This window comes from Brumicola blandensis, assembly GCF_031846165.1.
GTDB classification, from domain to species: Bacteria; Pseudomonadota; Gammaproteobacteria; order Enterobacterales; family Alteromonadaceae; genus Glaciecola; species Glaciecola blandensis.
The window spans coordinates 1-15,873 of sequence record NZ_JAVRIE010000006.1; the positions used below are offsets into that span (position 1 = coordinate 1).

The following is a 15,873-nucleotide window of genomic DNA, read 5'->3' on the forward strand; positions in this document are numbered from 1 at the left end:
TGAGACAACTGACGCGTTGAGAGAATATGCAGGCTTGTTTGTATCGAAAGGGAAATTTATATATTGAGGTTGTAAGTAGTTGTCGCTAATGGAGACTTTTTCAGCTGTCGCTGCTATTAAAGTATCGTTATTGTCACTACCAAACGCGACAGAGTTTCCGTGCACTAATAAAGCACTTATGGTCAATGCTAAGTGGTGGTAAGATTTTAATAACCGCATATTAGGACTCTACGTTGGCGCACTTAAATTAATTCACAAACTTAATACAGTTTAGGGAATAAAACACAAAGCCAAACGTTAGTAAAGCAGAAAAGGTGATATTACAGATGGAAACAAAAGCATTGAAGTCGATGATTTTGGAAAACCTAAAGGATTTGCGTCGCTTTGCTTATTCATTAACTACCAATATAAGTGATGCGGACGATTTAACTCAAATTGTGGTTGAGAAGCTTTTAACAAGGCAAATCCCTAATAACGTTAATCCATTATCTTGGATGTTTCGTGTGTGTAAAAATGCTTGGATTGATGAATTACGTTCAAGAAAAGTGCGTACTGTTGATGACACAATTGAAGTAAGTGAAATCGCCTCGACAAATGATGCTTATGAAGAAAGCAAAGAAACTCAACAGGTACAATTAAAAGCCGCAATTATGGAGCTGCCAGATGTATATAGAGAAATCATTACGCTAGTAATCATTTCCGGACTTTCATATGCCGAAACATCTGATGTACTAGACATACCCATTGGGACCGTTATGAGTCGTGCCTCTAGGGCAAGAGAAAAATTAGCGGCAAAGTTTAATAAGGAACAGTGATGAAAAAGTCTGATACCGAGATAATCTCAGCTTATTTAGACAATGAATTGAACGAAATAGAGCGCAAACAGGTGGAAGACCGTTTGTTAATCGACACAGCTTTTCAAGCTATGTTTGAGAGTTACAGCGTTCAAGATCAATTAGTCAGGGGAGCTTTTTCAGAGATTGATGATGCGCCGGTGCCTAACAATATACTGAATATGTTAACCGAAACAGATGATGAAGTAGTTCCAGAAAGGCAAAACGTGGTGGAGTTGCAAAGTTGGCGGCGCGCGAAATGGCTATCAATCGCCGCTTCATTTTTGCTTGTTGCGCTAGCTTTACCAGTTCTGTTAACAATGAACAAGCAAGCGATCACTTTAGCTGATGTACTTGATAGTAAGGTTTCAGGTCAAACTGTAAAATTAGATGAGTCACGCAGTGTAGAGCTTGTGATGAGCTTTAGTGACACTCAAGGTCGTTTTTGTAGAGAATACAAATTAATGCAGCCAACAAACTCCCAACAAAATATAAGTTGTAAGGAACAAGGGGAATGGCAAACACTGGTCAGCAGTTCTATCAATTCAACAAACAGCAATAACTATCAACCCGCGTCTGGCGGAGACTCAGCAAATATAGAAGAGTGGTTGGACAGTAATATGTCTGGTATCCCCATGAGTAAAGCTGCTGAACAAGACAAGTTAAGGACCATAGATAAGTAAAGCGAGATAAGCTTTTAACAGCTAAAGAGGGGATCTCCACCTTCGTGGAGATGACACGGTTGTAGTGCAATGACACAGTTGTAGTGCAATAACACGGTTGTAGTGCAATAACACGGTTGTAGCGCAATAACACGGTTGTAGCGCAATAACACGGTTGTAGCGCAATAACACGGTTGTAGCGCAATGACGCGGTTGTAGCGCAATGACGCGGTTGTATTGCAATGATGCGGTTGTAGCGCAATTGTACGGTTGTAGTGTAATGCCTGTTTTTTACAGGCGATTAACAAGTCAATCCACACCAAAAACCACTTATCGTAAAAATATACCCTTTCATCCCGAGATCGGACTTCTTCACACGCTAAACGCAAATAATTTTCACTATGACGCATTTGAATTGTATCTATTTGTTACATAAAGCACTATCACGTCGCAAATGTTATGAATGTGTTAATTTTAAACGACAACTCGATCAACACTCACTGACGTTTGCGGCAATACAACCGTTAATGAAAGCGCTTATGCCTTAGGGCGATGCAAGGTCTAAGCGCTTGTAATTGATGTATTTGAAAGGACATTCTCCAACTGGGGTTTAACACGATGAGTATAAAAATGAATAGAATCACCATATTGGCAGGTACTGTCTCGGTTCTGGTTTTATCAGCTTGTGGCGGTGACGTAGAAACCGAAACAAATTTAGAAGCTGTAAATCCAAGTATTCCAGATGTACAACCTGTAGGCGAAGATTATACCAATAGCGATTGGCGCTTGGTTTGGAATGATGAGTTTGACGGCACATCTATTAATACCAGCAATTGGAACTATGAAGTCAATTGTGATGGTGGTGGTAACCAAGAATTTCAGTGTTACACCGACTCAGAAGAAAATGCGTTTGTGTCTGATGGCACATTAAAAATTGTCGCTAAGCTCACCGAAGGTGCGAGTGGTGAAGATGATGACTTCACTTCTGCTCGTTTGACCACTCAAAATAAAGCAGACTTCAAATACGGCCGCATCGTTATGCGCGCTAAATTGCCGATGGGTCAAGGTTCATGGCCTGCATTTTGGATGATGCCAACCGATTCAGTTTACGGTGAATGGCCGAAGTCTGGCGAAATCGATATTATGGAAGCCGTTAACCTTGGCGCGATGCGTGAAGATGGCACGCCAGAAACCAATGTTTACGGTACGCTTCACTACGGTGGTGGTCCATCAAGTGATTTTTCAGGTGCAGCTTACTCTCCTGAAGTAAGCCCGGCTTCTGATTTCAATACTTATGCAATCGAATGGCAAGAAGGCGAAATTCGTTGGTACTTCAATGACATTTTATTTGCAACACAAAGACAGTCAGAGCTCAACATTAGCTCTACTGGCGAAGTTGTTGGTTTGAATCACCGCGGTTGGTACGCAGAGCTATACAACATTGCAACCGGTGAGCTAGAAACTAACTATTCACCTGCTCCTTTCGATCAAGATTTCTTCCTCATTCTTAACTCCGCGGTTGGTGGTAACTGGCCAGCATCAGTTAATGAAACAGGCATTGATACCAGTGCGTTTGCAGGTGCTGGTCAAACATATGAAATCGATTTTGTGCGCGTTTACGAATGTACTGCTGACGCAGATACAGGACGCGGCTGTGAAACGATTAGCCCAGGATATGAAACTGACGTTGCTGATGGTGGATTTTTGGTTGAAGGCCAAGCTCCTGCTCCAAGTCTAGCGGCGGGTGAAGCAAACCCAATCACAATCTTTGATGATGTTATTGACCAAAACTGGGTTGCATGGGATTGCTGTGGTGGTTCTACTCCAGGTTTAGTTGCTGACGATGAAGATCGCGGCAATGTATACGAGTTTGAAGTACAAAATGGTAATAATGGTACGGTATTTGGTTTTATTACTCGGGCGGCATTTCTGCCACAAGATCCAACATCGGGTTCGAGCCCTACTCCTCATAATGCACTAGGCATGATTGAAAGCGGCTATGTTACCGTTGACGTGAAAGTGACTTCCGCTCCTCTAGACCCAGACTCAGTATGGCTATTTAAAATCGAAGCTGACGAGGGCAACGGTGGCGCTTGGGAAGTACCTTTAGCGAACTTCGGTCCTGAGCCAGTGGTTGGTGAATGGGCGACATACATAGTGCCTTTGCAAGAAATTGCTGATGCGGGCGTAGATTTAACATTGCTAGATGTCATTATGGTGTTCCCAGCATGGCAAACGGGCGATGGCGCTGTATTCCGTATGGATAATGTTGCGATTGAAAGCGGTGAAGAAGCATCAGGCCCGATGTTTGCAGAATTTACTGAAGGCTTCGGCGGCGCAAGCATCGACGGCGTGACTTATAGCTTCCCACTAGGTTCAGAAGTTTGGGGTGGTTTTGCTAACACTAATACTGACCTATACCCACTCAATTTTGTTAACGGTGGTACCTTAACGTTCACTGCGTCAATTCCTGATGGAGCGAATGATACTAGCATCCGCTTTGTATTCGAAAATGCACCATTCCCAGATGTAGATCCAAACTTTGCAACGGCAAACGTAGACATCGTTGGTAATCAAGCAAGAACGTACACGGTAAATATACCTCCACAAGATGCAGAAAATACCTACAGCTCATTCTTGTTGTACATCAATGAAGCCGGTAATTCAGTGAACATCCAAGATGTGAAAGTAGAAGCAAACAACCATGCAAGCATGGAAGGCTTTGGCAACGTCACATTTGATGCTGCCACTAGCACTTACACATTCCCATCAAACGCTGAAGTTTGGGGTGGTTTTGCGAACACAAACACTGATTTGTACCCCCTCAACTTTGAGCGCGGCGGCAAAGTCACTTTTACTGGTTCTATTCCTTCTGGTGAATCTGATGTAACTGTGAACTTCCGCTTCGAAAAAGCCGCGTTCCCAGATGTTGACCCAGCGTTTAGCACCGACAATGTCGTGGTGTCAGGCTTAACTGAGAAAACGTACACGGTATATATTCCACCTCAAGACGCAGAGAATACTTACAGCTCATTCCTGCTGTACTTGGTTGAGCGTGACTCACCAGTCATAATCAAGAATATTGTTGTTAGTCAGAACGAGGATGTAGCTACTTGGGAAGGTTTTGGTAACGCCACCATCGATGCAGATACAGGTGAATTTAATTTCCCTAGCAATGCAGAGGTCTGGGCTGGTTTTGCGAATACAAACACAAGTGCTTACCCACTCAATTTTGAAGCTGGTGGACGCGTAGAATTTACTGCAGCTTTACCTGGTGGTGGTGCGGATACGAATGTCAGATTCCTATTCGAGAAAAACCCCTTCCCAGATGTCGATCCAAACTTCGGTGTGGGCCCGGTGACGGTTACCAGCACAACAATGACTCGATACGTGGTTGAAATTCCACCACAACCAGCAGAGAACACATTTAGCTCTTTCTTGTTGTACCTCAATGAGAATGATTCACCTGTGATTATCAAAGACGTTGTTGTAACAGCTGATCGCCCACAATAAGAGAGTAAAGAATATGAAAAACATGACTTTCCAAAAAACAAAACTAGCAACGACTATGTCGTTGCTGCTAGGGCTTTCAGTTGCAATGCCAACGATGGCTCAAGAAGATGACGCCGATGCGAACCTCGATCCGAACGTTGAAGTAATCACCGTTAAAGGAATTCGTGGTTCATTGGTGAAATCAAGCGATATCAAACGCAGTAACCAAGGTGTTGTTGACGCTATAGTTGCCGAAGAAATGGGGAAGTTCCCCGATACCAACTTGGCAGAATCGTTGCAGCGCATTACCGGTGTGTCGGTAAGCAGAGCAAACGGTGAAGGTAGTCAGATTACAGTTCGTGGATTCGGTCCAGACTTTAACTTGGTCACCTTGAATGGTCGTCAAATGCCTTCAACCGGCTTCTCACGTTCATTCAACTTTGAGAATTTTGCTTCTGAAGGTGTCAGTGCGCTTGAGGTCTACAAGACTGCTCGTGCTGATATTCCAACAGGTGGTTTGGGTGCAACAGTTAACATCGTGACTGCGCGTCCCCTTGCGCAGCCAGGTCAGCAAATATCACTTACTGCGAAAGCAAATTACGATACATCAAATGTTGAAGGCGAAGATGTCACACCTGAAATAGCTGCCTTAGTGAGTAAAACATTTTTAGATGATCGATTGGGTGTCGCTTTAACTGGATCGTTCCAACGTCGTGACTTCCAGAAGCAACAAGCAAACATTCAGGGCTGGCAGGCTAACGTTGCACTACCTGACTTAGATGCATCTCAATTCACTGACGCTCGCGCAGTTGATGAGAGTGGCGCGCCGATACAAAACTTTTTCGCACCAAATGCAGATGGCGTACTAGAAGCAACTTCCGCACATTTCTTCCCGAAAGACTTGAACTACGGAATTGAAAACGTACAACGCGAAAGAACCAATGCGCAGGCAACTATCCAATTTGCAGCAACGGATAATCTTACTTTAACCGCTGATTACACTATGAGTAATGTCGTTGCCGGTAGTAATAGCATTGGTTGGGGCATCTGGAACAACTTCGGTGGTAACGTTAATAGCTATCAACTTGATGAAAATGGTACCGCGTTATTTGCCAACATTTCTGGTGACGATGGTTCATTTACTGCGTCAAGAAGTACAACTGAGTTCGATATGGAATCTTTTGGTTTCAATGTTGATTTCCAAGCAAGAGACGATCTCAAAATAACGCTTGATTACCATGACTCGAACTCAACTATCGATAATGGTATCGACCCAGGTCTGCGCAGCGCTGGGCAAGTTATTCTTGGTTCTGCAGCATTGGACTATAAAGAGTACTCGTACTTAGAAGGCGATATTCCACAGTTTGTTATCGGTTGGAATAACGGTACTAATCAGTTAACGGCTAACGAAATCGACTCGAACTTTAGTCAATTCATTCATTCGCCGGGTGAATCAGATATTCAACAAGTACAACTTGATGTGGAATATCTTCCAGAATTTGATTTTGCAGAGTCATTAGTGAAATTAAGTGCGGGTGTGAGCAACACTCAACAAACCCTAATTGGTACAAGCGGTTGGTCAGGCTTACGTGGTGGCCCGGGTTTCAACCCTAGCTTCCCGCAGATCTTCCCTGACAACATGTTTACCTTGAATGGCACGGGTAGTTTCTTAGATCAGTTCGCCGGTGGCGGTTCAGCTTTAAGCACTGACTACTATTGGACTTACGATTTCGACGAAGCTGTGGCACGTCAAGCTGCTTACCTTACTGCTGATGTAGTGGGTAGCAATGAGTATGTAGTAGATCCTTACTACACGACTAATACCACGTCTAGCGTTGAAGAAACGACCACGGCTTTCTACATCAATTCACTTTGGGAATTTGACGTCAAAGACGTGTTTGTACAAATCAATGCTGGTATTCGCTATGAAGAAACAGATGTTATCAGTCCTTCACAAAGCAACATTGCAGAGCAAGTAAACTGGGTGGCATCTTCAGAGTGGATTACCTCTTTCTCTGGTATTCAGGAAGTGTCAAATGAAGGCGGTTACGACCTGCTATTACCAATGGTCGATATTCGCGTTGATTTAACGGATGATTTGGTTTCACGTGTTTCTTTCGGTAAGAGTGTGACTCGTGCACCATTAGGCAATTTGTTAGGTGGTTTATCACTTTCTGGTAGCCCGAAGATCGGTTCACGAACAGGTTCTCGTGGTAACACTAACTTGAAGCCTTACCAATCAACTAACTTTGATATCTCATTAGAATACTACTATGACGAAGGCAGCTATGCTTCTGTCGGTTTGTTCTGGAAACAAGTAGACGATTGGATTGAAACTTCTACGGTTGACGTGGAAATTGATGGTCTATATGACGTTTACTTAGGCCCACGTTGGAACGAAGCGGTTGCAAACATCACTAATCGCGGCGACCAAGCAACAGATACGGCTATCTTTGATGAAATGTTAGCATTAGGTTATGGCAATGCCGATGGTCAAATCGAGCCAGATCCAGCAACTGATTCATTGATAACTTGGCGTTTGAGTTCTCCTGAGAACGTTGAGGAACGTAAAACAAACGGTATTGAACTCGCGGTGCAACACTTGTTCCAAGACACTGGTTTTGGTGTAGCTGCAAACGCGACGTTTGTTGACGGTGATGTTGATTACAACCCATATGTACTTGCTGCACAAAAAGCCCTATCGGGTTTGTCTGACTCAGCTAACTTCCAAGCATTTTATGAAGACGAAAAACTTTCTGTTCGATTAACCTATGCATGGCGTGATAGCTATCTTATTGGTCAAGGCCAAGGTCAAGGTACATCCGATGTTCCACCTCAATTTGCAAAAGAATATGGGCAGTGGGATATGAGTGTGAACTACGATATCGATGAAAACTTCACGGTGTTTGTAGAAGGCATCAACTTGAACAACGAAACTGAGCAACACTACGGTCGTTTTGAAGAGCAATTCTTATTTGCTGGTCAGTACGGTCCGCGTTACTCCGTTGGTGTTCGGGTAAGTATGTAACACCCTTAGCTTAAAATTAGGGCGTTTACTCAGTGTAAACGCCCTCACATCCGTCTACTTAACCACTAAATGACCAAGCCATTTACATTTTATGGAGCGTAACTTATGGCGTCTAATATGCCTAACTACGAACAAGCTGAACCACCTGTAAACAGCACTGGCAATGCAAACTCGTATGCCTTCCCTCTATTTGCGCTGACTTCATTATTTTTTATGTGGGGTTTTATTACCTGCCTAAACGATATTTTGATCCCTTATTTAAAAGGTGCATTTGACCTTTCCTATACTCAAGCAATGCTTGTACAGTTTTGCTTTTTTGGTGCCTACTTTGTTGTATCTGTACCTGCTGGCTTCTTAGTCAGTAAAATTGGTTACAAAAAAGGGATTGTGACCGGGTTAATCATTGCAGCTGTCGGCTGTCTATTGTTTTATCCAGCCGCAGAATTGCATGTCTATGCCATTTTCCTATTTGCCTTATTTGTACTGGCCTCTGGTATTACTATTTTGCAGGTTGCTGCAAACCCCTATGTCACCGTGTTAGGCAAACCAGAAACGGCGTCGTCTCGACTCACTATGACGCAAGCATTTAATGCATTGGGAACCACCGTTGCCCCTTTCTTTGGTGCTTTCTTATTGTTTGGCGCAACGCACAACCCTGAGGCTGAAGCAGTTGCTGCTGCAGGTTCTGACTTAGTCCAATTACCCTATCTCATTCTAGCGGGTGCACTGTTGTTGCTTGCCGCCATTTTTATGTTTTTGAAACTGCCAGATCTAGGTCGCAGAGAAGAAAACAGTACACATGTTGCCGATGCTTGGAAACATAGACATTTGCGCTTTGGTGTAATCGGTATTTTCCTTTATGTAGGCGCAGAGGTTGCTATTGGTAGCTTCTTAGTGAGCTTCTTAAGTCAAAGTTCTATTGCCGGTTTAAATGAAGCGCAAGCTTCTAAAGTTATCGCATTTTACTGGGGTGGCGCGATGGTAGGCCGCTTCATTGGTGCATTAGTCATGCAGAAAATTGCAGCGGGTAAAGTACTCGCGTTCAATGCCGGCATGGTGATATTGCTAGTATTAGGTGCCATTATTTTCGATGGTAAGTTGGCAATGTGGTCATTGTTATCGGTTGGCCTTTTCAACTCCATCATGTTCCCAACCATATTTAGCTTAGCCTTAAATGGCTTAGGTCAAAGCACAGCACAGGCCTCTGGTTATTTGTGTTTAGCGATTGTAGGGGGCGCGTTAGTTCCTTTGCTACAAGGCTTTTTCGCCGACACCATGGGGCTTCAAATCTCCTTTATCGTGCCAATGCTATGTTATCTATTTATCGCGTACTACGGCTTGAAAGGCTCAACACCTCATAGAGATTAATTATTGAGACATTTTATGAAAAATTACATAAGACAAACTAAATCATTACTTTGCCTAGGTGTGACAGCCGCGATTGTTTTTGCATCAGGATGTAATCAATCGGTCATGACCGCCGGTAGAGATACAGCGCCAAGCCAAGCAGAAAATATCGATGTTTGGCCAACCTTGGATATCGAAGTAAAGCGTTCGGCTGAGGACGAAGCCCGCGTGAAAGCGTTATTGGCGGACATGACACTCGAGCAAAAAATTGCGCAAATGATACAACCAGAGATTCGAGACATTACCGTTGAAGATATGCGTCGATATGGCTTTGGTTCTTATTTGAATGGTGGCGGTGCTTTCCCTAACAATAATAAACATTCAACGCCACAAGATTGGATTGCATTGGCAGAAAGCATGTATCAGGCTTCGGTCGATGCAAGTTTAGATGGCTCAAGCATTCCGACTATGTGGGGAACCGACGCCGTGCATGGTCACAATAATGTGATCGGTGCGACCTTGTTCCCACACAATATTGGTTTAGGTGCCGCAAACAACCCTGCTCTGATTGAAGAAATTGCACGGGTAACGGCGACAGAAGTCATGGTAACGGGTATCGATTGGGTATTCGCACCTACCGTTGCCACGGTGCAAGATGACCGCTGGGGCCGAACCTATGAGAGCTATTCAGAAAACCCCAGAATCGTACACGATTATTCAAGAGCGATCGTCAGAGGCCTACAAGGTGCGCCTGATGACGACTTCCTAGGGGATAGCAGAGTCATCAGCACCGTTAAGCATTTTATTGGCGATGGCGGTACTGTTGGCGGTGACGACCAAGGTAATAATGTTGACTCTGAGAGAGACTTGTTCGAAATTCACGGTCAAGGATATGTTGGTGGATTAAGTGCCGGGGCTCAGTCGGTAATGGCCTCATTTAACTCTTGGCATGGTAAAAAGTTACATGGTGATAAATACCTTATTACCGACGTGCTGAAAGATAAAATGGGGTTTGATGGATTTGTGGTAGGTGATTGGAATGGCCACGGACAAGTTAAAGGCTGTGACAATACTAGCTGCCCGCAAGCAGCGAACGCAGGTTTGGATATTTATATGGTACCAACAGATGCTTGGAAACCTTTGTATGAAAACCTCATTCAACAAGTCAAAGATGGCGTTATCCCAATGTCACGTATCGACGATGCGGTGACTCGTATTTTGCGAGTAAAAGTAAGAGCAGGTTTGTTTGAAAAGCCGAGTCCAGCCAAGCGTCAGTTCTCTGGTAAAACTGAACTCATTGGTCAGGAAAGTCACCGCGCAGTCGCCAAACAAGCTGTTAGGGAATCTTTGGTTCTGTTAAAAAACACGAATCAAGTATTACCTCTTAGTCCTAATATGAATGTACTTGTTGCTGGTGATGCTGCGCATAATATTGGTAAGCAATCTGGTGGTTGGACAATTACATGGCAGGGTACCAACAATACAAATGAAGACTTCCCAGGTGGTAGTTCAATATTTGATGGTATTCAGGAACAAGTCAATGCCGCAGGCGGAACAGCGACATTAAACGAAGCGGGTGAATATACCGTTAAACCTGATGTGGCTATTGTGGTCTATGGTGAAGAGCCGTACGCAGAAGGTCATGGTGATAGAGAACACCTTGATTATCAGCGTGGGAGCAAGTCAGATTTAGCCTTACTGAAAAAACTGAAAGCCGAAAACATCCCTGTTGTATCAGTATTTATTAGTGGTCGTCCTATGTGGGTGAATGCTGAATTGAACGCGAGTGATGCTTTTGTTGCTGCTTGGCTACCTGGTTCTGAAGGCGATGCTGTTGCAGACGTGTTGTTCACAGATCAGCAGGGTGAAATCCAACATGATATGAGCGGTAGACTCTCGTTTTCTTGGCCTGCAACACCTACTCAGGCGACAGTAAATTTAAATGACGAAGATTATACCCCATTGCTACCTTATGGCTTCGGCTTATCCTATGGCGACGAAAATACGCTATCTTCAAACTTAAACGAAGACTACGAAGTGAGCGCAAAAGACAGTAGTGGCCGTGCTATCTTCACTGGCACGCTTCAGCAACCATGGGAGCTGTGGTTAATGTCCGGTTCGAGTAGATTGCCAGTTACCGCTAGTACGGCAAGCCTAGATGGCCTGAAATACCGAACTGTTGACCGCTTGGTACAAGAAGATGCCTTTAGACTGTCATTTGACACAAGTGAGACAGGTGCGGGTGTTCAAATAGCAAGTAAGAGCTTTTTCCGTGAAGATATGTATGCTCAAGGCAAAAACAATGCAGTGCTGTCGGTTATGTTCAAAACAGAATCAGCTATTCCAGATGAAGTACTCTTGGGGATGAACTGTGAAAGTGAAGGCGACCCAGTTGGCAGTTGTAATGGCCAGGTAGATATTTCTGATTTGCTGAAAAACCTCGCACCAGAAACTTGGTCAGAGATCAGCATTGATGCTCGTTGCTTTACTGAACAAGGTGTTAAATTTGAAAATATGGTGGCCCCTTTCCAACTAACAAGCAAAGAAAAGCTAAGTCTTAGTATCAGTGACATTGCCTTTAAATTTGAGAAGGCCGACACGGCAGATATGATCTGCCCATCGGCTTAGCTCTCAATTTCCAGCAGGCAACTACCTAGCTTTACGTTTAGGTTGTCGCCGAATGAGGTACATAATAAGCCCTGTTATCATCAAGATAACGGGGCTTATTCCTATAATGCACCACACTATTTTTGACCAAATACCCGCAAAATATCCAAAATGCAGTTTACGTGTACTATCGTCAAACTTGCGCAAGAAACCGGTATCACGAATATCCGAAGCCATTACCAAGTCACCTGTTTTGTGATGATAAGTTACCATGCTGGCGTATTGGCTAATCAAGGGATTGGGAGTATCAACCTCACCAAAAAAAGTTATGTCCATTTTAGGCTCATTGGGAATAGCGAGGTAGGTCGCGCGAAAACTATCTATCTGCATTGATGCATTCTCTCGCAGCGATTCAAATGAAATCGTCTCGGCGTGATAGGGCTCTGTGATGGCTGGATGAGCCTCTTCAAAACCGTGTTCTAGCACTTCATGCAATACAATAGATATATTCCAATACACCCCTGTAAAAGCAATGATGATAAGCACTGGGCTGGAGAATATCCCCACCATTTTATGCACATCACTGAACAAAATTCGCTTAGCCGAGCCCCATCTGAGGGTAAACAATTTGCGCCAAAATTTACGGTACAAAATGATACCGCTGATACCTAAAAATAACAGTATCAGTCCAAATATTGCGCCAATCACCGTTCCGCTAAAATGTAGCAAAAAAGCGTAATGCAGTTCCAATAGCCAATCCGTTATGTAGTGCTCCATATGCTTCGGTTCGGAAAGGATTTCACCCGTATATTGATTTATGTAGATTTTGAACCAAGTTTCGGTGTTCTTTTTGATGGCATAGGCGGTATCTGAACGCCCATGTTCTTCTATCACAGCATTGTCATCGGTACCGAATAACTCCCAACCTGACAGAATATAATCTGGGTATGTCGCTTGGATCCTAGACATCAAATCATCTAAGGCCAAACGTTGTGTTGTTTGGCTAGTGTCAGTTATTGTCGGATTCACCACCATATGATGTGGCCGAAGTAAACTGTCTATCTCGACTTTAAAAACAAGGATGCTACCGGTGATAGAAATCACTAACACCGGGATCATCGCAATTAAAGCAAGATAAGAATGCCACTTAAAGAGTGTTTTACGCATATCGTATCTCCTGTCGTTTTAAGACCCAGCTTGGTTTAAAACAACCACGAAACACTAGCGCTAAAAGAACGTGGGGCACCATAATATGCTTGAGCCCAATACAAACTGGTAAGATACTTTTCATCACTGATGTTGAAGACGTTAAAGTTTAGCGAGACAGCATCATTTACTTGATATTTTACAAGTAAGTCGGCAATGGCATAGGCATCTTGCTCAGTCACTATATCAGCACCAGCATTAGTGAGACCGTCTGCTACCGTGCCTTGTAATCGAGAAATGCTGCTTTGCCAGCGAACATTCAAACCAAGAGACAATCCATTAAGTTCACTCGGTTCATACAAAGCCGCTGCTTTTACCATCGTACTGGGCGTATAATCAGCGACGGTTTGCTCACCGCTAACTGAAAAGTCAGTAATACCTAAACTAAGGTTCAAACCCGTTAATACTTCACCTGCAATATCAAATTCAAAACCGTGACTACCGATGCCTTCACTTCCAACATAACGCACTAATTCTGGCGGTAAGTTAACGGTGCTAGGGTCGACAATGGCTAGGTTCGTTTGCTGAACATCAAAATAGGTCAAGTTTGCAATTGCACCGTCGTCGAATAAACTCATTTTAAAACCAACTTCCTGACTTTCACCCACCACAGGATCAAGTTGCTGGTTGTTGATATCGAGTTCATTTTGAGCTTGGAATGTTTCAGTGTAGCTAGCGTAAACATTCAGGTCATCGGTAATGTCATAAACGACCCCTGCGTAAGGAATAAAGTCAGAATCACTTACATCTCTGTCGACGCCGTAAGACTCGCCCTCTGCTTCCCAATCATTGTGTCGGCCACCTAGCATCACGTGAAAACCTTCAAACAGATTCAAGCGCGTTGTGAAGTACACTGCCTTCTGACTTTGGTCAACCTTACTTCCATTTTCACCATCTATCAAAGTAGGAAAAACCGCATTGCCATCCCACGTGTTTAAATTGGGGATTGCTGGAAAACCATTGCCTGTTGTGAAGTCATACAAGGAGCGGTCGGTATAACTTAGGCTAGAATAATTGACACCAAGCACCAATTGGTGATCTCGACCAAAAAGAGCAAATTCACCATCTAGGTACAGGTCAAACAGATCATGCTCATCATCAAGAATATATTCACTAGCGTAACCTGTTAAGCCCAACTCAGTTTCGCGGTCTGGCGTGCCGAACACATAGAACAATTCACTATCTTCATCAGTCGTTTTGCGAGAATAAGTTGCTCTTAATCCCCAATCACTGGATAGTGCATGATTCAATTCAAACACCGAGTTATTCGTTACCACTTGCCAATTCGACCAATTCGCAGAAGTGCTGGTACCTCGATCATAATCTGTCGCGCTACCGTCGGTATAATATAGAGGTAAGGCTCCCCACAAATTACCGGTCGCATCACTGTTGTTGTAGCTATGACTGAATGATATTTGAGTGTTTTCGCTTAAGTCAGCGTTCACAAAGACATATGCGAGTTGACTTTCCCGGCCATAACGATCCAAATATGAGTTTTGGTCCTGCTGAACTAAAACACCACGAGCAGACACGCTATCACTGATCTGATAGGTACCGTCAGCTTCCAGTCGGTATAAATCATAGCTACCCAGCGTACCTCTAACTTGTAACTCATTGTCTTGGCCAGGACGTTTACGAATATAATTAACCGTTGCCGAAGGGTTGCCAACACCTGTCATCAAACCGTTTGCGCCGCGAATAACTTCAATTCGATCATACACTGCCGTGTCATCGCCAGCGTGATTGTTACCTGAGGTCAAGGGTAATCCAATGCCGTCAATTTGGAAGTTGGTAATGTCAAAACCTCGGGCAGTGTAATAAGTGCGGTCAGTTTCAATTCTTTCCACATTGACACCTGTCGCGGTGTCTAAAGCAAGGTTGACATCGGTAAGTTGAAAATCTTGAAGCTGTGCGCTGGTGATCACTGATACCGATTGAGGAATATCTTTTATGGCCAATTCCATGCGCGAGGCGCCACTTGCGCTGTGTGCATTATAGCCTTCTAAGTAGCTTCCAGTGACCGTTATTTTTTCGACAGATGAAGCGTTGGTCTCCTCACTTTCTTCAGCGCTCACCACCGTTTGAATACCGAGGGCAAGAATAATAGTGAGCGAAAGTGGGTGAGCTTTTTTATGTTGTAGCATGAAGTTGTATTCCATTTTGAGTAAGACAAGGCTGTTTTTAACTTGCCGAGATCATACAAAACGCAACACCTTAATGCAAATGATAATCACTCTTATTTACATTACCATAAAAGGAGCTATTCAAGGTGATGGCTTTCAGCTCCTCTATCGCTTGTTTAACGATGTCTGCGCAATGTTTGAAAAAGACAACTTTTGTACATAGCTCATGCTGTTTCAAAATATCAGCTTGTAAACGATCTTGAGTGCATTCAAGCACCCACATACTTGCTTGGTAATGTGAGGTTTCTTTGTATGCATCGGCTAACATAATGGCATTAGAGGTCATAGTTGTGATGAGTTGCGGCGACCTAGGCACTAAATTGAATATGACTTGTGTGGTTTCATAAGCAGAACTTAGATAAGGCAAAGCCTGATGATAGTGTTGATATTTGAGCAATTGTTTACCATAAGCGAGCATCGTTTTTACCTTCTCAAATGCTTCATATGGGTTGCTTTCTATCCATTGTCGATGGTCGCGGCGAATAAGATTGGCTAAATGCATATGCAGTCGACTC

At 43.6% G+C, this 15,873-nt stretch carries 10 protein-coding genes; 6 read left to right on the forward strand and 4 right to left on the reverse strand.

Going from position 1 to position 15,873, the window contains the following annotated elements; genetic code table 11:
* Positions 1-219: hypothetical protein (locus RM544_RS13670; protein ID WP_311362368.1), on the reverse strand; the 219-nt coding region annotated here is incomplete at its 3' end.
* 107 nt (positions 220-326) lie between these two features.
* On the opposite strand from RM544_RS13670, the gene RM544_RS13675 reads away from it, so the two are divergent.
* From RM544_RS13675 to RM544_RS13700, 6 genes are all read left to right on the forward strand, one after another.
* Positions 327-815: an RNA polymerase sigma factor gene (locus RM544_RS13675; RefSeq protein WP_311362369.1), complete on the forward strand. Its 489-nt coding sequence runs from the start codon at positions 327-329 to the stop codon at positions 813-815.
* Positions 815-1,516, forward strand: a complete 702-nt coding sequence (locus RM544_RS13680) for an anti-sigma factor family protein (RefSeq protein ID WP_311362370.1) — start codon at positions 815-817, stop codon at positions 1,514-1,516. Before RM544_RS13675 ends, RM544_RS13680 begins: the two co-directional genes overlap by 1 nt.
* A gap of 609 nt (positions 1,517-2,125) precedes the next feature.
* Entirely contained in the window at positions 2,126-5,008 is a 2,883-nt protein-coding gene (locus RM544_RS13685; RefSeq protein WP_311362371.1) for a glycoside hydrolase family 16 protein, read from the forward strand.
* Between the two features lie 13 nt (positions 5,009-5,021).
* Positions 5,022-8,015 carry a TonB-dependent receptor gene (locus RM544_RS13690; RefSeq protein ID WP_311362372.1) on the forward strand — a complete coding sequence of 998 codons (2,994 nt, stop codon included), beginning with the start codon at positions 5,022-5,024 and terminating at the stop codon, positions 8,013-8,015.
* A 105-nt stretch (positions 8,016-8,120) separates the two neighbouring features.
* On the forward strand, positions 8,121-9,383 hold the full coding sequence (locus tag RM544_RS13695; RefSeq protein WP_311362373.1) for a sugar MFS transporter: 1,263 nt from the start codon (positions 8,121-8,123) through the stop codon (positions 9,381-9,383).
* Positions 9,384-9,398: 15 nt separating this feature from the next.
* The gene (locus RM544_RS13700; RefSeq protein WP_311362374.1) at positions 9,399-11,990 is read left to right on the forward strand and encodes a glycoside hydrolase family 3 protein; all 2,592 of its coding nucleotides are present in this window, start codon (positions 9,399-9,401) and stop codon (positions 11,988-11,990) included.
* Positions 11,991-12,011: 21 nt separating this feature from the next.
* On the opposite strand, the gene RM544_RS13705 is transcribed toward RM544_RS13700, so the two are convergent.
* The 3 genes from RM544_RS13705 to RM544_RS13715 form a co-directional block, all read right to left on the reverse strand.
* Positions 12,012-13,136, reverse strand: a complete 1,125-nt coding sequence (locus tag RM544_RS13705) for a PepSY-associated TM helix domain-containing protein (RefSeq protein ID WP_311362375.1) — start codon at positions 13,134-13,136, stop codon at positions 12,012-12,014.
* 35 nt (positions 13,137-13,171) lie between these two features.
* A complete protein-coding gene (locus RM544_RS13710) occupies positions 13,172-15,319 on the reverse strand; it encodes a TonB-dependent siderophore receptor (protein WP_311362376.1) in 2,148 nt (715 codons plus the stop codon).
* Positions 15,320-15,389: 70 nt separating this feature from the next.
* Entirely contained in the window at positions 15,390-15,860 is a 471-nt protein-coding gene (locus RM544_RS13715; protein WP_311362377.1) for a hypothetical protein, read from the reverse strand.
* Between the last annotated feature and the right edge of the window lie 13 nt (positions 15,861-15,873).